17 protein-coding genes and 1 riboswitch are annotated in these 19,944 nt (G+C 73.1%); of the genes, 12 read left to right on the top strand and 5 right to left on the bottom strand.

Annotated features, from left to right (window positions below):
* Window positions 1-3 precede the first annotated feature (3 nt).
* Window positions 4-1,044 carry a bile acid:sodium symporter family protein gene (locus tag ACIRO3_RS13255; RefSeq protein WP_404135721.1) on the bottom strand — a complete coding sequence of 347 codons (1,041 nt, stop codon included), beginning with the start codon at window positions 1,042-1,044 and terminating at the stop codon, window positions 4-6.
* A 202-nt stretch (window positions 1,045-1,246) separates the two neighbouring features.
* Here ACIRO3_RS13255 and ACIRO3_RS13250 point away from each other — a divergent pair, with 202 nt between their 5' ends.
* The 7 genes from ACIRO3_RS13250 (at window position 1,247) to ACIRO3_RS13220 (ending at window position 10,586) form a co-directional block, all read left to right on the top strand.
* Window positions 1,247-2,098, top strand: coding sequence for a LysR substrate-binding domain-containing protein (locus ACIRO3_RS13250; protein WP_361772830.1), 852 nt, complete (start codon window positions 1,247-1,249; stop codon window positions 2,096-2,098).
* Between the two features lie 357 nt (window positions 2,099-2,455).
* The gene (locus ACIRO3_RS13245; RefSeq protein ID WP_404135718.1) at window positions 2,456-4,279 is read left to right on the top strand and encodes an AMP-dependent synthetase/ligase; all 1,824 of its coding nucleotides are present in this window, start codon (window positions 2,456-2,458) and stop codon (window positions 4,277-4,279) included.
* A 123-nt stretch (window positions 4,280-4,402) separates the two neighbouring features.
* Window positions 4,403-5,671, top strand: coding sequence for an ABC transporter substrate-binding protein (locus tag ACIRO3_RS13240; protein ID WP_404135715.1), 1,269 nt, complete (start codon window positions 4,403-4,405; stop codon window positions 5,669-5,671).
* A 9-nt stretch (window positions 5,672-5,680) separates the two neighbouring features.
* A complete protein-coding gene (locus tag ACIRO3_RS13235) occupies window positions 5,681-8,404 on the top strand; it encodes an ATP-binding cassette domain-containing protein (protein WP_404135712.1) in 2,724 nt (907 codons plus the stop codon).
* Window positions 8,401-9,171 (top strand): ABC transporter ATP-binding protein, encoded by a 771-nt coding sequence (locus ACIRO3_RS13230; protein WP_404135709.1) that lies wholly within the window; start codon window positions 8,401-8,403, stop codon window positions 9,169-9,171. The genes ACIRO3_RS13235 and ACIRO3_RS13230 overlap by 4 nt, the downstream gene beginning before the upstream one ends.
* A gap of 121 nt (window positions 9,172-9,292) precedes the next feature.
* On the top strand, window positions 9,293-10,141 hold the full coding sequence (locus ACIRO3_RS13225; protein ID WP_404136298.1) for an aldo/keto reductase: 849 nt from the start codon (window positions 9,293-9,295) through the stop codon (window positions 10,139-10,141).
* Window positions 10,142-10,160: 19 nt separating this feature from the next.
* Window positions 10,161-10,586, top strand: a complete 426-nt coding sequence (locus tag ACIRO3_RS13220; protein ID WP_329441208.1) for an RICIN domain-containing protein — start codon at window positions 10,161-10,163, stop codon at window positions 10,584-10,586.
* A gap of 94 nt (window positions 10,587-10,680) precedes the next feature.
* Here ACIRO3_RS13220 and ACIRO3_RS13215 read toward each other — a convergent pair whose 3' ends face one another.
* Window positions 10,681-11,415 (bottom strand): class I SAM-dependent methyltransferase, encoded by a 735-nt coding sequence (locus ACIRO3_RS13215; RefSeq protein ID WP_404136295.1) that lies wholly within the window; start codon window positions 11,413-11,415, stop codon window positions 10,681-10,683.
* Window positions 11,416-11,432: 17 nt separating this feature from the next.
* A complete protein-coding gene (locus tag ACIRO3_RS13210; protein ID WP_365997529.1) occupies window positions 11,433-11,738 on the bottom strand; it encodes a 4a-hydroxytetrahydrobiopterin dehydratase in 306 nt (101 codons plus the stop codon).
* A gap of 177 nt (window positions 11,739-11,915) precedes the next feature.
* Here ACIRO3_RS13210 and ACIRO3_RS13205 point away from each other — a divergent pair, with 177 nt between their 5' ends.
* Window positions 11,916-12,704 (top strand): helix-turn-helix transcriptional regulator, encoded by a 789-nt coding sequence (locus tag ACIRO3_RS13205; protein ID WP_365997528.1) that lies wholly within the window; start codon window positions 11,916-11,918, stop codon window positions 12,702-12,704.
* On the opposite strand, the gene ACIRO3_RS13200 is transcribed toward ACIRO3_RS13205, so the two are convergent.
* Window positions 12,690-13,115, bottom strand: coding sequence for a hypothetical protein (locus ACIRO3_RS13200; RefSeq protein ID WP_404135706.1), 426 nt, complete (start codon window positions 13,113-13,115; stop codon window positions 12,690-12,692). The two genes, ACIRO3_RS13205 and ACIRO3_RS13200, sit on opposite strands and share 15 nt — an antisense overlap.
* A 295-nt stretch (window positions 13,116-13,410) precedes the next feature.
* Between ACIRO3_RS13200 and ACIRO3_RS13195 the strand changes: the two genes are divergently transcribed.
* On the top strand, window positions 13,411-14,454 hold the full coding sequence (locus ACIRO3_RS13195) for a hypothetical protein (RefSeq protein WP_404135703.1): 1,044 nt from the start codon (window positions 13,411-13,413) through the stop codon (window positions 14,452-14,454).
* 119 nt (window positions 14,455-14,573) lie between these two features.
* The gene (locus tag ACIRO3_RS13190) at window positions 14,574-16,055 is read left to right on the top strand and encodes an NAD(P)/FAD-dependent oxidoreductase (protein ID WP_404135700.1); all 1,482 of its coding nucleotides are present in this window, start codon (window positions 14,574-14,576) and stop codon (window positions 16,053-16,055) included.
* A gap of 78 nt (window positions 16,056-16,133) precedes the next feature.
* Here ACIRO3_RS13190 and ACIRO3_RS13185 read toward each other — a convergent pair whose 3' ends face one another.
* Window positions 16,134-17,033 carry a bifunctional 5,10-methylenetetrahydrofolate dehydrogenase/5,10-methenyltetrahydrofolate cyclohydrolase gene (locus ACIRO3_RS13185; RefSeq protein ID WP_404135698.1) on the bottom strand — a complete coding sequence of 300 codons (900 nt, stop codon included), beginning with the start codon at window positions 17,031-17,033 and terminating at the stop codon, window positions 16,134-16,136.
* Between the two features lie 28 nt (window positions 17,034-17,061).
* Window positions 17,062-17,157, bottom strand: a riboswitch (ZMP/ZTP riboswitch).
* A 79-nt stretch (window positions 17,158-17,236) separates the two neighbouring features.
* Between ACIRO3_RS13185 and ACIRO3_RS13180 the strand changes: the two genes are divergently transcribed.
* Both ACIRO3_RS13180 and ACIRO3_RS13175 read left to right on the top strand, forming a co-directional pair.
* Window positions 17,237-17,998, top strand: a complete 762-nt coding sequence (locus tag ACIRO3_RS13180) for a methyltransferase domain-containing protein (RefSeq protein WP_404135695.1) — start codon at window positions 17,237-17,239, stop codon at window positions 17,996-17,998.
* 225 nt (window positions 17,999-18,223) lie between these two features.
* A complete protein-coding gene (locus ACIRO3_RS13175) occupies window positions 18,224-19,798 on the top strand; it encodes an RNA polymerase sigma factor (RefSeq protein ID WP_361772594.1) in 1,575 nt (524 codons plus the stop codon).
* The last annotated feature ends 146 nt before the right edge of the window (window positions 19,799-19,944 follow it).

Below are 19,944 nucleotides of genomic sequence, written 5' to 3'. Positions count from 1 at the left end.
ACGTTACCGGGCCCGCGGCGCGGGGTGTCGGGCCTGCCGGGAGACCTCCGCCACACGGTGGGCGGGGAGTTCGGGGACCGTGTCACCGGCGCGCCGGCGGGCCAGCACCGCGCAGACCATCAGTTGCATCTGGTGGAACAGCATGAGGGGGAGCACGGCGAGGCTCGCGTGGGCGCCGAACAGCACGCCGGCCATGGGCAGTCCGGCGGCGAGGCTCTTCTTCGACCCGGCGAACTGGACGGCGATCCGGTCCTCTCGGCCGAATCCGAGGCTCTTCGCCCCGTACCAGGTGACCAGGAGCATCGTCGCGAGGAGCACGGCCTCCACCGCCATCAGGGCGCAGAGCCGCAGGAAGCTGACCTGGTGCCAGATGCCGGCGACCATGCCCGCGCCGAACGCGGTGTAGACGACGAGCAGGATCGAGCCCCGGTCCACGCGGCCCAGCACCTTCTTGTGGCGCAGGAGGAAACCACCGAGCCGGGGTCGCGTCAGTTGTCCGAGGACGAACGGCAGCAGGAGTTGGAGGGCGATCTTCCGCAGGGAGTCGAGGGAGAAGCCGCCGGCGCTGTTGCCCAGGAGCGCGGCGGCGAGCAGGGGGGTGAGGAAGATGCCGGCGAGGCTGGAGAAGGATCCGGCGCAGATCGCGGCGGGCACGTTGCCCCGGGCGAGCGAGGTGAAGGCGATGGAGGACTGGATGGTGGAGGGGACCAGGCACAGGAAGAGCAGGCCGCTGTGGAGCGGGGGCGTCAGGACGCTGGGGACCAGGGCGCGGGCGGCCAGGCCGAGCACCGGGAAGAGCACGAAGGTGCAGACGAGCACGGTCAGGTGGAGCCGCCAGTGGCGCAGCCCGTCGAAGGTCTCGCGGGTGGAGAGCCGGGCCCCGTAGAGGAAGAAGAGCAGGCCGACGGCGGCGGTGGTGGCGCCCTGCGCGACGGTGGCGGCCTGACCGCGGGCGGGAGACAGGGCGGCGAGGCCGACGGTGCCCAGCAGGGCCAGGACGTACGGGTCCAGGGGCAGCCAGGAGGGGAGGTGGGGGCGTCGCATGGTCGCGGTGCTCATTCGCTCTCGGGGCCGTGACCGCTTCGGGACTCGGCGGGTCGGTGGGGCAGGGGGCATCGGGGCGTGCGGAGGCCCGGCGCGGGGATGCCGGGCTCGTCTCATCGTCGGGCACGGGACGGTCATCGGGAAACCCGTACACCGAACTGACTGTCATCACGAGTACCGATAACGTGGGCTCATGAACGGCATGTACGACCCGGTCCAGTTGCGCACGTTCCTCACGGTGGCCCAGACGCTCAGCTTCACGCAGGCGGCGGGACGGCTGGGCGTCCGGCAGTCCACGGTCAGCCAGCACGTCCGGCGGTTGGAGGACGCCACCGGACGGCCGCTCTTCGTCCGGGACACGCACAGCGTGGAGCTGACGGAGGACGGTGAGGCGCTGTTGGGTTTCGCCCGCACGATCCTGGAGGCGCACGAGCGGGCGGCGGCCTTCTTCACCGGCACCCGGCTGCGGGGGCGGCTGAGGTTCGGGGCGTCGGAGGACTTCGTGCTGACCCGGCTGCCGGAGGTGCTGGAGGGGTTCCGGCACGAGCACCCCGAGGTGGATCTGGAGCTGTCGGTCGAGCTGTCGGGCACCTTGCACGAACGGCTGGACGCGGGGCGCCTGGACCTCGTGCTGGCCAAGCGGCGCGGCCGGGGGGACGAGCGGGGTCGGCTGGTGTGGCGGGACCGGATGGTGTGGATCGGGGCCGAGGGACTGCGGATGGACCCCGAGCGCCCTGTTCCGCTGATCGTCTTCCCGCCGCCGGGGATCACCCGGGCGCGGGCCCTGGAGGTGCTGGAGCGGGACGGGCGGGCCTGGCGGATCGCGTGTACGAGCGGCAGCCTGAGCGGTCTGATCGCGGCGGCCCGGGCGGGGCTGGGGGTGATGGCGCACACCCGCGGGCTGATCCCGCCGGGTCTGGTCCGGGTGGGCGGGCTGCCGGAACTGGGGCCGGTGGAGTTCGCGTTGCTCCAGGGACGCCGGTCGACCCCGGCCGCGGAGGCCCTGGCGGCCGCGATCCTCTCGGGCGGCGACCGACTGAGCCGGCCGGCCTGACCCGCGCGGACACATGGCGGCACGGGGGGCGGTCCGGTGCGGGGGGCCGCTCGCGACGCGGGGGACTCGCGACGCGGGGGGACTCGCGGCGCGGGGCGGGGGCGGTCATGACGCGGCACGGGGCGCTCGCGGTGCGGGGCTCGCGCAGATGTCGTGGAGATCCGCGCCCGTTCCTCCGTCGATCGCCCATCGATCTCCCGTCGATCTCCCGTCGATCTCCACGGACCCCGCGCCCACGGCGCTGACCAGTGGTGATGGCTTCGCAACGGTTGTTCGGACCACCTCCCGCCGGGCCTCCGTGTGGGGTACCGTCACCGGCGCCGTGCGGAGCGAAACTGCGCGGAGAGGAGCGGGCCCTTGCGCGAGTTCACCGTCCCACCCGTGGTCACCGACGCACCGGTCGGCGGTCTGGCCGACGTCGTCTTCCAGCATGCCGGGCAGGATCCGGACCGGGTGGTGCTCGGTCGCAAGACGGAGGGCGTCTGGCGGGACGTCACCTCCCGGGAGCTGGCCGAGGAGGTGCTGGCGCTCGCGAAGGGGCTGTTGGCCCAGGGCATCCGGTTCGGGGATCGGGTGGGTGTGATGTCCCGGACCCGGTACGAGTGGACGCTGTTCGACTTCGCCCTGTGGGCGATCGGCGCGCAACCGGTGCCGGTCTACCCGAGTTCGTCGGCCGAGCAGGCGCACTGGATCCTGTACGACTCCTCGTGCACCGGCTGCGTCGTGGAGAACGAGGACCAGGCCATGACGGTGGGTTCCGTCATCGAACGGCTCCCCCACCTGCGCAGGCTCTGGCAGCTCGACGCCGGTGCGGTGGAGGAGTTGGTCGAGGGCGGGCGCGGGGTCGCGGAGGACGTGGTGCACCGCCATCGCCGCGCGGTGACGCCCGACGCGACCGCGACCGTCATCTACACCTCGGGGACCACGGGGCGCCCCAAGGGCTGTGTGTTGACGCACGCGAACTTCATGTTCGAGGCCGACACCATGGTCGACCGCTGGGAGTCGGTCTTCCGCGCGGGCCCGGGCGAGCAACCCTCGACGCTGCTGTTCCTCCCCCTCGCGCACGTTTTCGGTCGGATGGTGGAGGTCGCCGCCGTCCGGGCCCGGGTGAAGCTCGGTCACCAGCCGGTGCTGGCCGCGGCCGAACTGCTGCCGGACCTGACCGCGTTCCGGCCGACCTTCGTGCTGGGGGTGCCGTACGTCTTCGAGAAGGTGTTCGCGGCGGCCCGTCGCAAGGCGGAGGCGGAGGGGCGCACGGGCCCCTTCGACCGGGCGGTGGAGACGGCGGTGCGGTACGCCGAGGCGCGCGAACAGAAAGCCTTCGGCACCGGACCGGGCCCGTCGGCCGCCCTGCGCGTGGAGCACCAGTTCTTCGAGAAGCTGGTGTACGGGAAGGTCCGCGAGGCGATGGGCGGGCGGGTGCGGCACGCCATGTCGGGCGGGTCGGCGATGTCGCGCCGGCTGGGGCTGTTCTTCGACGGCGCCGGGATCACGGTCTACGAGGGGTACGGGCTGACGGAGTCCTCGGCCGCCGCCACGGCGAATCCGCCGGGGGCGACGAAGTACGGGACGGTGGGCCCGCCGATCCCGGGCGGTTCGGTGCACATCGCGGACGACGGGGAGGTCTGGCTGTACGGCGGGCACGTCTTCTCCGGGTACCTCAACGATCCGCGCGGCACCGAGGAGGTGCTGCGCGGGGGCTGGTTGGCGACCGGGGACCTGGGGCGGCTCGACGAGGACGGGTACCTGACCATCACCGGGCGCAAGAAGGAGATCCTGGTGACGTCGAACGGGAAGAGCGTCTCGCCGACGGCGTTGGAGGAGCGGGTGCGCTCCCATCCCCTGGTGTCGCAGTGCGTCCTGGTCGGCAATGACCGGCCCTACATCGCGGCGCTGGTGACCCTGGACATGGAGGGGGTCGCGCACTGGCTGTCGATGCGGGGGCTGCCCCAGCAGGCGGCGGCGCGGGTGATACACGACCCGGAGTTGTCGGCGGAGGTGCGCCGTGCGGTGGTGGCGGCCAACACCCTGGTGTCCCAGGCGGAGGCGATCCGTACGTTCCGGGTGCTGGCCGAGCAGTTCACCGAGGAACGCGGGCTGCTGACGCCGTCGTTGAAGTTGAAGCGGCGGGCGATCGAGCAGGCCTACGCGACGGAGGTGGCGGCCCTGTACCAGGGATGACGGGGCCGGGGCGAGCAGACCGGCACCTATCTGACGATCCGTCATTTCAATGGGTTGTCGATATTGACGGTGCGTCAGCTCGCGTACAGAATGCGGGGATTCCGACCGGAGGGGATTCCACACATGCTGCGACCCATCCACGCCCTCGCCGCCGCGGCGGCGGCCCTCGCGCTCGTCGCCGCCTGCAACTCCGCCTCCACCAACGGCGCCGCACCGGGCAAGCCCGGGGACGCGCCGAGCACCACGCGCGGGGTCACCGCCGACTCGATCAAGGTCGGCGGCATCGTGTCGATGACCAGTGCCAGTGGGTACAGCAAGAAGGACACCGACCTCGGAGCGAAGGCCCGCTACCTGCGCGCCAACGCGGAGGGCGGGGTCAACGGCCGCAGGATCGACTACATCGGCGCACAGGACGACGGCCAGGACCCCGGCAAGAACACGGCGGCGGCCCGCAAGCTCGTCCAACAGGACAAGGTCTTCGCGGTCGCCCCGATGAGTTCGGTCACCTTCTCCGGCGCGGACTTCCTCCAGCGGGAGAAGGTGCCCACCTTCGGCTGGGGCACCCTCCCCTCCTTCTGCGGACCGGAGTACATCTACGGGTTCAACGGCTGTCTGGTCCCCACCCCCGGCGGCACCATCAACCAGACCTGGCCCGAGGGCATCGCCCGGATCCTCGGCGGGGCGGCCGGCAAGTCGGTCGCGATCATCGCCAATGACAGCGACGCCGGGAAGTTCGGCGTGGCCACCTTCCGACAGGGCTTCGGCAGCGCCGGGTTCACGGTGTCCTACGCGAAGGCGTCGGTGCCCGGCACCGCCGTGCCGAGCGACTGGTCGGCGTACGTGAAGGAGCTACTGACGAGCAACGGAGGCAAGGCTCCCGACGCCGTCGTCTCCGTCATGCAGACCCCCAACAACATCGGGCTGTTCACCGCGCTCAAGCGCGGCGGCTACCGCGGCGTGCTCACGGACCCGACCGACTACGATCCGGGGCTGCTCGCCAAGGACGCCACCCGGCAGGCGCTGGACGGGGTGTACGTCCTCCTCCAGTTCGAGCCGTTCGAGTCGCGGAACCCGGCGATGGACCGGTTCAAGGCCGACATCAAGGCGGCGGCCGGCGGGCAGGACGTACCCCTCAACATGCACATGATGACCGGGTACATGTCGGCGGACCTGTTCCTCTCCATCGCGGGCAAGGCCGGCAGGAACCTGACCGCGGAGTCCTTCCAGAGCGCCGCGCGCACCTTCTCCGACACCGGCACGCTGGTCGGCGACCGGGCGGAGCCCAAGGGCCAGAAGGACAGTTTCGGCTGCGGGGCGCTGGTCCGGCTGAGCGGCGGCGCGTACGAGGTCGCCGTCCCGTTCGCGTGCCACGAGCCCATCCCCTTCAAGTAGGCCCGCGGCATGGGAGATCTGCTCGTCTTCGTGCTGAGCGGCCTGGTCTCCGGCGCCCTGTACGCGCTGCTGGCCACCGGGCTGGTGCTGTCGTACTCGGCGTCCGGGCTCTTCAACTTCGCGCACGGGGCCACCGCCTATCTGTGCGCGCTCACCTTCTACGAACTGCACTCCGGGCTGGGTTGGCCGGCCGTCCCCGCGGCGCTCCTGGTGGTGTTCGGCGTGGCCCCCGGGCTCGGCTGGGGGCTGGACCGGCTGATGTTCCGGCGGCTCGCCCGGGTCGGGGAGACCGCGCAGATCGTGGCGACCATCGGACTGCTGGTGGCGCTGCCCGCGGCCGGCCTGTGGGCGGTGGAACTCCTCGGCGACGCGGGGGCGCCCGTGAAGCCCGCCGAGAACCAGTTCGGGCTGCCGGGGGTGGGGCCGAGCCCCGCGAGGTCCTGGCAGCTCACCGAGGGCGTCGGGATCGACTCCGACCAGCTGATCACCTGGGTGGTGACGGCCGTGGTGGCGGTGGCCCTGTGGGTGCTGATGCGGCACACCCGGCTGGGGCTGATGCTGCGGGCCGCCGTCGACAACCGCTCGCTGACCGAACTGCGCGGGATCAGCGCCGACCGGCTGTCCTCGGTCGCGTGGATGATCGCCTCGGCGCTGGCGGGGCTCGCCGGGGTGTTGGCGACCCCGCTCCTGGGACTGTCCGCGCACGACTTCACCCTGTTCCTGTTCGTGTCGGCGACGGCCGCCGTGATCGGACGGTTCGCGTCGGTCCCGCTGGCGTTCGCGGGCGGCCTGGGGCTGGGGGTGCTGCAGAACCTGGTCGCCGGGTACGCCTCGTTCGCCGAGGGGATCACCGGGTTCCGGACGGCCGTGCCGTTCCTGATCCTGTTCGGCGGCCTGCTGGTGCTGACCCGGCGGGCGCGGACCGCCGCCACCATCGCCGCGGACGCCCCGCCGGTGGACCACCTGGCCGGGGCGTCCTGGGCGCGCCGGTGGGGGGCGTGGGCGGCGGGCGCGGTCCTGCTGTGCGCGGCCTTCTACACCGTGACGACCCCGTTCTGGAGCGGGCTCCTCACCCAGGGGCTGGCCATCGCCCTGGTGTTCATGTCGTTCACCGTGGTCACCGGGCTCGGCGCGATGGTGTCGCTGGCGCAGGCCACCTTCGTGACCGGGGCGGCTTTGGTGGCCGGACTGTTGATGAGCCGGGGATGGCCGTTCGTGGCGGCGTTGGCGGTGGGGACGTGCGCGGCCGCGCTGCTGGGCGCCCTGGTCGCGCTGCCGGCGCTGCGGCTGGGGGGACGGTCGTTGGCCCTGGCGACCCTGGCGTTGGCCTTCCTCGCCGACCAGGTGCTGTTCCAGTTGCGGTGGTTGCGCAACGGGGACTCCGGCTGGTCGATACCTCGGCCGGTCGTCGGACCTCTGGACCTGTCCGACGACCGGGCGATGGGGGTGGCCCTGGTGGTGCTGGTCGCGGTCGTGGCCGCCGGGCTGGGCGCGCTGCGCGACTCCCCCTCCGGGCGGGCGATGCTGGCCGTGCGGTCGGCCCCGGCGGCGGCGATGGCCTCCGGGGTGTCCGTGCTGCGGACGAAGCTGCTGCTGTTCACGCTGTCGGCCGGGCTCGCGGGGTTCGGGGGCGTCATGTACGCCTCGTACAACACCCGGATCACGGCCACGGACTTCACGGCGATGACCGGGTTGGTGTGGCTGGCCGTCGTGGTGGCGGCGGGGGTGCGGCGCCCGCAGTACGCGGTGGTGGCCGGGTTGGTGTTCGCGGTCGCCCCGCAGGTGATGGCGCACTACGTGACGGCCTCGGCGCACCTGCCGGTGATCCTCTTCGGGTTGGCGGGTCTGGCGCTGGCCAATGACCCGGACGGCTACTGCGCCGCCGTGCCCGTACGGCCGGCCGCGCGCCGCGCCCGGGGCTCGACCGGTACGGAAGGTCCCGCCGAAGCCGGGGCGGTGCCCGTGCCCCGGGCCGCTTCGGGGACTTCGCCCCCGGGCCCCGGCGCCCCGAACACCGGCGGGGGTGAACGGGCGGGCCACTCCGTCGCGCTGGAGCTGCGGGGGGTGCGGGCCGGGTACGACGGCGGGGCGGTGCTGCACGGCGTGGACCTCGTGGTGCGGCGGGGCGAGATCCTCGCCCTGCTCGGGCCCAACGGGGCCGGGAAGAGCACCGCGTGCCGGGTCGCCGCCGGGGCGCTGCCCGCCGGTGACGGTCGGGTCCTGGTGGCAGGGCGGGACGTGACGCGGGAGGGGGCCGTGCGCCGTTCGCGGGGCGGGGTGTTGCTCGCCCCCGAGGGCCAGGGGATCTTCCCCTCGCTCGACGTCGAGGAGAACCTTGCGCTCCACTTGCGGGACCCGGCCGAGCGGGACGCCGTGTTCGGGCGCTTCCCCCGGTTGCGGGAGCGGCGTCGGGTGCCCGCCGGCGCGTTGTCGGGCGGGGAGCAGCAGTTGCTGGCGCTGGCTCCGCTGTTGCAGCGGCCGCCGCGGGTGTTGATCGCCGACGAGCCCTCGCTGGGGCTCGCGCCGCGCGTGGTGGACGAGGTGTACGAGCTGTTCGTCGAGCTCCGGACCGCCGGGACCGCGCTGCTGTTGGTGGAGGAGAAGGCGGCCGGGATCCTCGGGGTCGCGGACACGGTCGCCTACCTGTCCCAGGGACTGGTGTCCTGGTGCGGCCCGCGCGCCGAGGTGGAGGCCGACCGGCTGACCGAGGCCTACCTGGGGATGGTCCGATGACGGCGCCGTACGTGTTGGAGGCGCTCGACGTCAGTGTGCGTTTCGGCGGGGTCCGGGCACTGACCGGGGTGGACCTCGGGGTCCGGGCCGGGGAGGTGTGCGGTGTGATCGGCCCGAACGGGGCCGGCAAGACCACGCTGTTCGACGTGCTGTCCGGGATCCGACGCCCCGATCGGGGGCGGCTGCTGCTCGACGGCGTGGACGTGACCCGCCGCTCCCCGGTCTGGCGGGCCCGCCACGGGGTGCGTCGGACCTTCCAGCGGCAGCAGTTGTTCGGTCAGCTCAGCGTGGCCGACAACGTGCTCGTCGCCCAGGAGTGGCGCGGTGGCGGGGGAGGTCCGGTCGCGGACCTGGTCGCCGCTCCGGCCCGCCGGCGCCGGGAGCGCGAGCGCCGCCGGCGGACCGCGCGGGTGCTGGAGGGCTGCGGGATCGAGGCGCTCGGGGACACGTACGCGGGCGCGCTGCCGGTGGGGCGGGCCCGGATGGTGGAGCTGGCCCGCGCGGTGGCCGATCGGCCGAGGGTGCTGCTGTTGGACGAGCCCGCGTCGGGGATGTCGGCGCCCGAGCGGGAGCGGCTCGCGGCGGTGGTCCGGCGGCTCGCCGAGGAGGGGTGCGCGGTGCTGCTGGTCGAGCACAACGTGGCCTTCGTGATGGAGCTCTGCGCGCGGGTCGTCGTACTGGATCTCGGGACCGTGCTCGCCCAGGGGACGGCGGCCGAGGTGCGGGCGGACCGGCGGGTGCGGGAGGCCTATCTGGGGGCCTCCTGAATAACCACCCATATGGCGGGAATGCGGGCCGCGAGTGGCCGGTTATGGCCCCTCGCAGGCCGCGGCGCGTACCGCCGCGCCCGTACCCGTACCCGTACCCGACGACGAGGAACGACCCGACGTGAACCAGGTCCCCGGCATCAAGCTCAACAACGGCACCCTCATGCCCCAGCTCGGCTTCGGGGTCTGGCAGGTCCCGGACGACGAGGCGGAACAGGCCGTCACCACCGCCCTGGAGACCGGCTACCGCAGCATCGACACGGCGGCGATCTACGGCAACGAGGAGGGCACCGGCCGGGCCATCGCGCGCGCCGGGGTACCGCGCGAGGAACTCTTCGTCACCACCAAGCTGTGGAACGGCCCGGACCGAGCCTGGGGCCGCGACGAGGTGCTGCGCGCCTTCGACGACTCCCTCTCCAGGCTGGGCCTCGACCAGGTCGACCTGTACCTGATCCACTGGCCGCGCCCGATGCGGGACGACGTCCTCGCCACCTGGAAGACCTTCGAGGAGATCGCCGCGAGCGGCCGCGCCAAGGCGGTCGGCGTGTCGAACTTCCGGCCCGAGGACCTGGAGCGGATCCGGACCGTGAGCGACCTGGTCCCGGCCGTCAATCAGATCGAGTTGCACCCGCTCTTCCCGCAGACCGCGCTGCGCGCCCTGCACGCCGACCTCGGGATCGCCACCGAGGCCTGGTCCCCGCTCGGCCAGGGCAAGGAACTGCTCACGCTTCCCGCCGTCGCCTCGATCGCCGCCAAGCACGGCCGCAGCGCCGCGCAGGTGGTGCTGCGCTGGCACCTCCAGCACGGCAACGTCGTGATCCCCAAGTCCGTGACCCCCGCGCGCATCCGCGAGAATCTGGATGTCTTCGGCTTCGAACTGGACGCCGACGACGTCGCCGCGCTGGACGCCCTGGGCGCCGGCACGACGGGCCGGCGGCTCGGGCCCGACCCGGCCGTCTTCGACATGTGAGCGATCCGAGGGTGTGCGGGTGAACGTTCCTGACGGGGTCTACCGACTCCGCAACGTCGGCAGTGGTCTGCTGCTCCAGGTGGAGAGCGGGAACCGGGTGCGGGTGGGGCCGGACGGCCCGCCCGCGCCCGCGTCCGCGCGACAGTGGGAGATCTCGCCGGTGTACGGCGGCGGTGGGATCTTCCATCTGGTGAGCGTGCACAACGGCAAGCGGCTGGACGTCGCGAACGCGTCCGTGGACAGCGGGACCCGGGTCCAGGTGTGGAAGGCCAACGCCTTCGGCGCCCAGGAGTGGATCGTCGAGGAACACCTGGACGATCCCGGCGTGGTCTCCCTGATCGCCGTCATCAGCGGGCTGCCGCTGGAGGCGGACGAGGAGGGACAGGCCCGCCAGTGCGAGGACACCGACTCGCCGTCCCAGTGGTGGCGCCTGGAACCCGCGTAGCCCCCGCCCCGACCTCCCCGTCCGCTACCGCCCCGCCCGCTACCGCCCCGCCCGCGACCGCCCCACCCGCGATCGGCCCGCCCAGACGCGCGCGTCAGGCGCGGACGAAGGCCGACAGGCGGTACGTCGGGTCCGTGCGCGGGACGTCCTGGTCGGGCAGCGCCCCCAGCCGGCTCGCCACCTCCTCCACGGTGGCGGACCGGGGCGCGACGCGGGAGGCGTACCGTCCCGCGCGCAGCGCCTCGGCCGCGCCGCGCGGGGTGACGCCCTGGCCGCGGCCGGTGAACACGGCCTCCCCGCACGGCCGCAGACCCGCCGCCGCGGCGTACGCCGTCACCTCGGCCGGGGCGTCCGCCGGGGCGGAGGTGAGGTGCGGTGCCAGCACCTCGTCGATGTCGCTGCCGACGTCGTGCGCGGCGTCCTTGTCCACGGTCGTGACGAACACCCCTCCCGGCCGAAGTACCCGTCCCACCTCCGCGATCAGCCGCGGCACCACCGCGGGCTCGCGCAGCAGGTGCAGGAGCCACACCGCGCTCACCGCGTCCAACGACCGGGGCCGCAGGGGAAGCCCGGTCCCGGAGGCGATCACCACCGGGATGCCGCGCCGCGCCGCCATCGCCGCCATCCCGTACGAGGCGTCCGCGCCCAGCACCCGCAGGCCGGGACGCCGCAGTCGGGCGGTGACGATGCCCGTGCCGCAGCCCAGGTCGAGGACGCCGCGCACATGGGCCGGGAGGAGGCCGAGGACCGCCGCCGCCGCGGCCTCGGCACGCGGGGTACCGCCCCGGGTGGCGTCGTAGGCCTCGGCCTCGGCGTCGTAGTCGAGCAGGGAACCCGGTATCGGCATCAGCTCGCCCCGTGGGCGGGCGCGAGGGCCTCCAGCCGTTCGGCGAGGGCGAAGTCGGTCTCGGTCACCGCGCCGCCCGCGCTGTGCGTGTTCACCGCCACGCGGACCGTGTCGTAGCCGAGGGTGAGGTCCGAGTGGTGGTTCAACTCGTCCTGCACCGCCGCGATGTGGGCGACCAGCGCGCTCGCCGCGAAGTGGCTGCCCAGCCGGTAGGTGCGCAGGATCCGGTCCTCCTCGAAGGCCCAGCCCGGGAGTTCCCGCAGCCGGTCCTCGATCTCCTTCTGGGAAAGCGGCTCGCCCGACATCCGCACACTCCTTCACGACTCGGTCGGCTCCATCGCCTGACGTGGGGTCAAGGTTCCCACAGCGCGGGCCCCCGGGAGGGTCTCGCGCGGCGGTGCGTACCGGCGCGTTCCGCTCCTCCTCACGGCGGCGCGCCGGCCCCGACCGGCGGGCCGGGCCCGCTGGGCTACCTTCGGGGCATGACGACGGTGAGTGTGGGCGCGATGCTGCGCACCTGGCGGGAGCGGCGCGGGATCAGTCAGTTGGAGTTGGCGGGGCGCGCCGACTCCTCGTCGCGGCACATCAGTTTCGTGGAGACCGGTCGTTCCCGGCCGAGCGAGGAGATGGTGCTGCGGCTCGCGGAGCACCTGGACGTCCCGGTGCGGGAGCGCAACGCCCTGTTGCTGGCGGCCGGCTACGCGCCCCGCTACCCGCACACCCCGCTCGACGACCCGTCGATGGAGGTCCTGCGGGACTCGCTGGAGCGGCTGCTGGCGGGCTACGAGCCGTATCCGGCCCTGGTGGTGGACGCCACGTACCAGGTGATCGCCGCGAACCGGGGCATCGCCCTGCTGCTGGACGGCGTTCCCGAGCACCTGCTGGCGCCGCCGCTGAACGCGATGCGGCTGACCCTGCACCCGCAGGGCCTGGCCGGGCGGATCCTCAACCTGCGGGAGTGGCGCGGGCACCTGCTGGAACAGATGGAGCGGCAGATCGCCCTGTCGCGCTCCGAGCCGCTGCGCGCGCTGTACGAGGAGGTGGCGGCGTACCCCGTGGCGGAACGGGCCGACAGCGGCGAGCCGCGGGAGGTGGTCGCGAACATCGCGCTGCCGCTGCGGATCGAACACGACGGGCACGCGCTGTCCTTCGTGTCGTCCATCTCCACCTTCAACACACCCATGGACGTGACCGTCGCCGAGCTGGCCATCGAGACCTTGTTGCCGGCCGACCCGGCGACGGTGAAGTACCTGCGCTCACTGGTGTCCTGAGAGCGAGCCGCGCAGCGCGAGCCACTGGACGAGCGCGAAGCCGGCGACGACGAGCGCCTGCGCGGCGATCCACACCGCGCCCGCCGCGGTCGGGGTGAACCAGAACAGCGCGGCGGCCAGACTCAGCGCCACCCAGAGGCAGTTGGTCTCGATGACGAGCCGGACGGGGAAGACCGGCGGCCGGCGTCGGGAGGCCGCCCCCGCGACGCCCGCCCCGTACAGGGCGAGGAGCGGTCCGAGGACGAGCAGGGTCGCCGGGCCGATGCCCAGGAGCCGGCCGAGCGGCTCGGAGAAGGCGAGGTAGGCGAGCCCGTTGCCGGCGGTGACCAGGGCGTCCAACGCGAGGAACCGGCGCAGCACGGCCTGCGGTTCGGTGGTGCGGGCGATGCCGGCGAGCAGGGTTGCGGACATGGCGGATCGGCCTCCGTCGAGGATCGGACGTACGGGGTGGGGGCATCGGGCCCCGGAGCCGAGTGCGCGGCCCCGGAACCCGATGCCCCCACTGTGCCGACGGGCCGGGGCGGGGTCGATTACCCCCCGGGTAAGGGGCCGTCGGGTCGGCGGACGCGGAGGCCGCGGGTACCCATCTTCTTTGAGACGGGGTGAAGGAAAGGTGGGGGTTCCGCTGGTTCGGCGTGAGGGCGCGGGCTAGGCTTCGGACAGCCCGACCCCTCGAACGTCCGAGCGACATACGGAGAATTTCCCGGTGCGAGCCGCCGCCCGACCCGACCTCACCACGATCCGGGACCGCGTCGCGAGGCTGGCGGAACAGCGCGGACAGGACCCGGCCGACGTGCTGTCCGTCGAGCGGCTCGGTCACCTCTCCGGGGTCGAACCGGCGCTGATCCCACGGGTCTTGGCCGGCGAGGCGCCCGAAGTGCCCCTGACCCGGCGGGTGCACCGGCGCTTCCTGCGTCTGCGCGAGACCCGCCGCGACAAGCACGGCCGGGAGTGGTCGCTCGCCGCCATAGCCGAGGACTTCCGGGCGCCCGGCGCCTCCCTGGGCCCCCTCAACGCGGGTACCGGACTGCCCGGCCTGGGGCACGCCGCCGGCATCCAGCGGTTCTTCGGGGTCTTCGCGGGTTTCCTGCTGGCCGACAACAAGAGCGCGGTGGAACGGGCCCTGGCCACCGCCCCCGCCGGGGCGGGCGCCCCGGACGACCTGGAGCACCTGTCCTTCGTCACCGGCATCACGCCCGAGGCCATCCGTCTCACCCTCGACGGCCGGCCCGCCCGGCAGCCGCTGCGGCAGCAGGTCCGGGAGCGCTTCGAGCACCTGCGCCGCACCCGCCCCCGGGAGGACGGCCGGCCGTACTCCCTGACGGCCATAGCGAGTTCCTTCGACGCGTCGGGGCAGTCCCTGACGCGCCTCGCGCGGGGCGAGGGCCTGCCGAGCCTGGCCGCCGCCGCCGGTATCCAGCGCTTCTACGGCGTGGAGAGCGGGTTCCTGCTGGCCGACGACACCGAGGCGCTGGCCGCGGCCCTCGCCGGGATCGGGCGCGAGCTGGAGTCGGCCGCCCACGAGGCCGAGAACCCGATGCTCGCGGTCCTGCGGGCGCACGACGTACGCAGCATCGTCACCCGTGCCGGACGGCTCTCCCCCGCGGGATGGAAGTCCCTGGCCGACCACCTGGATGATCTGCTCGCCCGGGAAGGCCGTCTCGATGCCCGTCCGCCCGAGGACCCGGGCCGCGCCCGAGGGCCGGTACGGGGCCCGGGCGACCGCCCCGCCGAGGAGCGCGCTCCATGAGCAGCGCGCCCCCGGGCCCCCGGCGGGCCCGGCCGCGGCCGACCGCACCCGGTGGCCCGACCACCCACTTCACTTGTGTCGCCGTCTCCCGTGCGGCCCTGACAGAGAGCCACCACACGATGCCCCAGCCTTCCACGCCCCGTCATGTCGTCGTCATCGGCGGCAGCATGTCCGGCCTCCTCACGGCAGCCGTCCTCGCCGAACACGCCACGGTGACGATCATCGACGCCGACAGGCTGCCGGACGGCCCCGCTCCGCGCCGCGGCCTGCCGCAGGCCCGACACGTGCACGTCCTGTGGTCGGGCGGGGCGCGCGCCATCGAGGAGATCCTGCCGGGCGTCATCGGGGAGTGGACGGCCGCGGGCGCGCTGCGCCGCAGCCTGCCCGTCGATCTCGTCACCAAGGCCGCGGAGGGCTGGCTGCCCCGGTGCGGGGAGAAGCAGTTCAGCATCTCGTGCAGCCGTGACCTCCTCGACTCGGTGGTCCGCGCCCGCGTCCTCGCGCTGGAGGGGGTGAGCACGCTCCAGCAGAGCCGGGTACGGGGCCTGGAGGGCTCGGCGGCCCGGATCACAGGCGTCCGCGTCGACACCCCGCAGGAGGAGAACCGGCTGATCGCCGCCGACCTCGTCGTCGACGCGAGCGGTCGCGGCTCCCGGAGCCGGACCTGGCTGCAGGAGCTGGGGGCGAGCGACATCGAGCAGGCGGAGGTCGATTCGGGCCTGGTCTACGCGACCCGGATCTTCGAGGCGCCCGCCGGAAGCCACGCGATGGGCTTCCCCATCGTCAACGTGCAGTCCGACCCGCGGGTGCCCGTGCCCGGCCGTACCGCGACGATCGTCCCGATCGAGAACGGCCAGTGGCAGGCCACCCTGTCGGGCACGCGCGGCGGCCAGCCGACCGCCGACCCGGACGCGTTCATCCCGTTCGCCAAGGACGTGCGGGACCCGGTCGTCGGGGAACTGCTGGAGGGCAGGAAGCCGCTCACCGACGTGTCCGTGACCCAGGGCACCGCCAACCGCCGCGTCTTCTTCGAGAAGGCCGACCTGCCCGAGGGCTTCTTCGCCGTCGGCGACTCCGTCGCCACCTTCAACCCGCTGTACGGGCAGGGCATGACCGTCGCCGCCCGCGGGCTGCTGGCCGTACGCGACCTGCTGCGCACCCGGGGGCTCGCCCAGCCCTCCGTGGGCCGCGCCGCGCAGCGCGCGCTCGCCCCGCAGGTCTCCACCGCCTGGGAGCTCGCCACCTCGCAGGACGTCCTGTACCCGGACGCCACCTCGACCGGCATGAAGCCCCGGCCCGGCTCCGGCCTGGTGGCGAGGTACGTGAGCCGGCTGATGACCGGCGCCACCACGCAGGAGGCGCTCACCGGGGCCTTCCTCCAGGTCATCACCATGACCAGCCCGCCCACCCACTGGTTCCGCCCGGACGTGCTCTGGCGCGTGCTGCGGGCCTCCGGGCAGGGCGCGCACAAGGCCGCGCCGCTCACCGCCGCCGAGCGGACGATGGGTGGGCTGGACCGGTCCGGGCAGCCCGGCCCCGGGGAGGGCCGGACCGAGGGCGACCCGACCGGCGCCCCTGCCGACCCCGTCGGTCGCTCCTGACCCGGGCGGGAAACGCAACGCCCCGGACCGAGCGGGCCGGGGCGTTCGTCGTACGGGATCGGGCGGGCGGGACCCGGGTCAGAGCTCCGCGAGGTCCAGGCCGGCCTGCGCGGCGGCGGCCCGCACGGTCTGCTCCAGGAGCACGGCGATGGTCATCGGGCCGACGCCGCCGGGGACCGGGGTGATCAGGGAGGCCCGGGCGGCGGCCGACTCGAAGTGGACGTCGCCGACGTTGCCCGCGTTGTAGCCGGCGTCCAGGACGACGGCGCCCGGCTTGATGTCCTCGCCCCGGATGAACTCGGCCTTGCCGACGGCGGCGACCAGCACGTCGGCCTGGCGCACGATCGAGGGCAGGTCCACGGTGCGGGAGTGACAGTAGGTGACGGTGGCGTTGCGCTCCAGCAGCAGCATCCCGGCGGGCTTGCCCAGGATCGCGCTGCGGCCGACGACCACGGCGTGCTTGCCGGTCAGGTCCACGTCGTACGCCTCCAGCAGGCGCATGATGCCGCCGGGGGTGCAGGAGACGAAGCCCGGCAGGCCGAAGCCCATGGCGGCGAAGGAGTGCATCGTCACACCGTCGACGTCCTTGCCGGGGGCGATGGCCTCGAAGGCGGCCCGCTCGTCGATGTGGTGCGGCACGGGGTGCTGGAGCAGGATGCCGCTGATCTCCGGGTCCTCGGAGAGCGCGGTGAGCGCGGCCACCAGTTCCCCGGTGGTCGTCTCCGCGGGCAGTTCGACGTGGCGGGAGGTGATCCCGGCCTTGGCGCAACGGTTCTGCTTCATCCGTACGTAGGTCACGGACGCGGGGTCCTCGCCGACCAGGACGGTCGCCAGGCAGGGGGCGGTGCCCGTGCGCTCGGTGATCTTCGCGGCGTGGGCGGCGGTCTGCTCCGAGATGCGGCGGGCGACGGCGGTGCCGTCCATGAGTTCGGCGGTCCGGGCCGTCTGAGTGGTCGGAGCGGTCTGGGCGGTCGTCATGGGGTCTCCTGAGCGTCGCTGCGGAATCGCGGTTCGCCCAGGCGCGCGGCAGTCGACGTACCCACCGGTACGCCGGGCCGCTCCCCGGTGGTGATCCACCCGAACGCCAGTCACGGCCCGCCGCCCACTCTAGTCGACGCCCGGGCGGGGCGGGCCCGGGATATGCGCTGGAGGACCGGCTCCCGGCCTGCGACGATCGAGGGATGACGCGCACTTTCGACCATCTTGTCGCCGAGGCCGAGTCCGTTTCCGTGGACGGCTGGGACTTCTCCTGGCTCGACGGCCGCGCCACCGAACAGCGCCCCTCCTGGGGCTACCAGAAGCTCCTCGGCGAACGTCTCTCCCGGGTCTCCTCCGTCCTCGACGTCCAGACCGGCGGCGGCGAGGTGCTCGCCGGAGCCGGCGCCCTGCCCCCGCTGACGGTGGCGACCGAGTCCTGGCCGCCGAACGTCGCCAAGGCGACCCGGCTCCTGCACCCGCGGGGCGCGGTCGTGGTCGCCGACTCCGACGAGCCGCCGCTGCCCTTCGGGGACGACGCCTTCGAGCTGGTCAGCAGCAGGCACCCGGTGACCGTCTGGTGGGACGAGATCGCCCGCGTGCTGACACCGGGCGGCACGTACTTCTCGCAGCAGGTCGGTCCGGCCAGCGTCTTCGAGCTGGTGGAGTACTTCCTGGGCCCGCAGCCGGAGGAGGTCCGACGCGCCCGGCACCCCGACGACGCGGTCGCCGGGGCCCGCGCGGTGGGCCTGGAAATCGTCGATCTGCGCTCCGAGCGACTGCGGACGGAGTTCAACGACATCGGAGCCGTGATCTACTTTCTACGGAAGGTGATCTGGATGGTGCCGGGCTTCACGGTCGGGCACCACCGGGACCGGTTGCGCGAGCTGCACGAACGGATCGAACGCGAAGGTCCGTTCGTCGCGCACACCGCCCGCTTCCTCGTCGAGGCCCGCAAAACGGGCTGAGGAAGAGGGTGGAGGAGGGCGGACGGATCCACGCCGGATCGGTTGCGCCGCCACAGCGTGGCGCAGGTCACTCAATTCAGCGCGTAACGAATCGACTCGGGCATGCGATGAACCGACAGGTGTCCTCGCGCGGCCCCGGAATACAGACCCCCCTCGGGTCTGTTTCCCGAGTTCGCGCGATGATGTCCCGCCCACCCCTTATCTGTTCGCAACGAGAGGCTCCTTGTGTCGCTCAGCCCGTCCCGTACGTTCCCTCCGGAGATCGCCGAATCGGAGGCCCTCGTCACGCTCGTCGAGCGCGGCCGCGAGCAGGGTCACATCAACGGTGATGACGTGCGCCAGGCCTTCGAGGCCGGCCGCATCCCGGTGGACCAGTGGAAGCGGGTCCTGCGCAGCCTGAACCAGGTCCTGGACGAGGAGGGTGTCGCCCTCCACGTCAGCGCCGCTCCCGCCACCAAGGCCGCTGCGAAGAAGCCGCGCAAGGCAGCCGCCCCGGCCCGCACCGTGACCAAGAAGGCCGCCGCCGCGCCGCGCCCCATCGGCGCGCGCAAGACGGCGGTCGCCGCCGGCGCCGCGGCGATATCCGCACCGTCGGCCTCCGGGACCGAGGAGGAGGCGACGGCCGAGGCCGCCGCCGAGCCGAAGAAGCGGACGGTCAAGAAGACCGCCGCGAAGAAGGCGACGGCCACCAAGAAGACCGCCGCCACGAAGAAGGGCGCAAAGGACGGCGACGAGGGCGAGACGCCCGCCGCCGAGGGCGAGGACTGGGCGGCCGAGGACCTGGCCGACGAGGCCGAGGAGGGGACCCCGAAGGTCGGCGGGACCCAGGGCTTCGTGCTGTCCGACGACGACGAGGACGACGCCCCGGCGCAGACCGTCATGGTCGCCGGCGCCACCGCCGACCCCGTCAAGGACTACCTCAAGCTGATCGGCAAGGTGCCGCTGCTCAACGCCGAGCAGGAGGTCGAGCTGGCCAAGCGCATCGAGGCGGGCCTCTTCTCCGAGTACAAGCTCGAAGAGGAGGAGGACCACAAGCCCACGTTCAAGCGCGAGCTGGAGATCCTCGTCGAGGACGGGCGCCGGGCCAAGAACCACCTGCTGGAGGCCAACCTCCGTCTCGTGGTCTCCCTCGCCAAGCGCTACACCGGCCGCGGCATGCTCTTCCTGGACCTGATCCAGGAGGGCAACGTCGGTCTGATCCGCGCGGTGGAGAAGTTCGACTACACCAAGGGCTTCAAGTTCTCCACGTACGCGACCTGGTGGATCCGGCAGGCGATCACGCGTGCCATGGCCGACCAGTCGCGCACCATCCGCATCCCGGTCCACATGGTCGAGATCATCAACAAGCTGGCCCGTGTCCAGCGGCAGATGCTCCAGGACCTCGGCCGGGAGCCCACTCCGGAGGAGCTGGGCAAGGAACTCGACATGACCCCCGAGAAGGTCATCGAGGTCCAGAAGTACGGCCGTGAGCCGATCTCCCTGCACACCCCCCTGGGTGAGGAGGGCGACAGCGAGTTCGGTGACCTCATCGAGGACTCCGAGGCGGTCGTGCCGGCGGACGCGGTGTCCTTCACCTTCCTCCAGGAGCAGCTGCAGTCGATCCTGGGGACGCTCTCCGAGCGTGAGGCGGGCGTGGTCTCCATGCGGTACGGCCTCAACGACGGCCAGCCGAAGACCCTCGACGAGATCGGCCGCGTCTACGGGGTCACCCGTGAGCGCATCCGTCAGATCGAGTCGAAGACGATGTCGAAGCTGCGTCACCCGTCGCGTTCGCAGGTGCTGCGCGACTATCTCGACTAAGAAGTCGGGCACGGGGGCCCGGGGCGGTCGCGAGACCGCCCCGGGCCCCCGGGGCGTGTGCGGGCCGCGGCCCGGCGGTCCCCCGCGGGCCCCGCGGGCGGGCCGGCGGCGGTGGCGCGGTGCCAGCCGGCGGACCAAACGCCGAA

This window comes from Streptomyces sp. NPDC102278, from assembly GCF_044766345.1.
In the GTDB taxonomy this organism is placed as follows: domain Bacteria; phylum Actinomycetota; class Actinomycetes; order Streptomycetales; family Streptomycetaceae; genus Streptomyces.
This window is presented reverse-complemented; position numbering and strand designations above follow the sequence as displayed.

Coding starts and splice junctions, on each gene's coding strand:
- ACIRO3_RS13250 (WP_361772830.1), top strand. CDS start 1,247: ATGTACGACCCGGTCCAGTTGCGCACGTTCCTCACGGTGGCCCAGACG.
- ACIRO3_RS13210 (WP_365997529.1), bottom strand. CDS start 11,738: ATGTCGGGCGAGCCGCTTTCCCAGAAGGAGATCGAGGACCGGCTGCGG.
- ACIRO3_RS13240 (WP_404135715.1), top strand. CDS start 4,403: ATGCTGCGACCCATCCACGCCCTCGCCGCCGCGGCGGCGGCCCTCGCG.
- ACIRO3_RS13185 (WP_404135698.1), bottom strand. CDS start 17,033: ATGACGACCGCCCAGACCGCTCCGACCACTCAGACGGCCCGGACCGCC.
- ACIRO3_RS13235 (WP_404135712.1), top strand. CDS start 5,681: ATGGGAGATCTGCTCGTCTTCGTGCTGAGCGGCCTGGTCTCCGGCGCC.
- ACIRO3_RS13255 (WP_404135721.1), bottom strand. CDS start 1,044: ATGCGACGCCCCCACCTCCCCTCCTGGCTGCCCCTGGACCCGTACGTC.
- ACIRO3_RS13230 (WP_404135709.1), top strand. CDS start 8,401: ATGACGGCGCCGTACGTGTTGGAGGCGCTCGACGTCAGTGTGCGTTTC.
- ACIRO3_RS13190 (WP_404135700.1), top strand. CDS start 14,574: ATGCCCCAGCCTTCCACGCCCCGTCATGTCGTCGTCATCGGCGGCAGC.
- ACIRO3_RS13180 (WP_404135695.1), top strand. CDS start 17,237: ATGACGCGCACTTTCGACCATCTTGTCGCCGAGGCCGAGTCCGTTTCC.
- ACIRO3_RS13205 (WP_365997528.1), top strand. CDS start 11,916: ATGACGACGGTGAGTGTGGGCGCGATGCTGCGCACCTGGCGGGAGCGG.
- ACIRO3_RS13200 (WP_404135706.1), bottom strand. CDS start 13,115: ATGTCCGCAACCCTGCTCGCCGGCATCGCCCGCACCACCGAACCGCAG.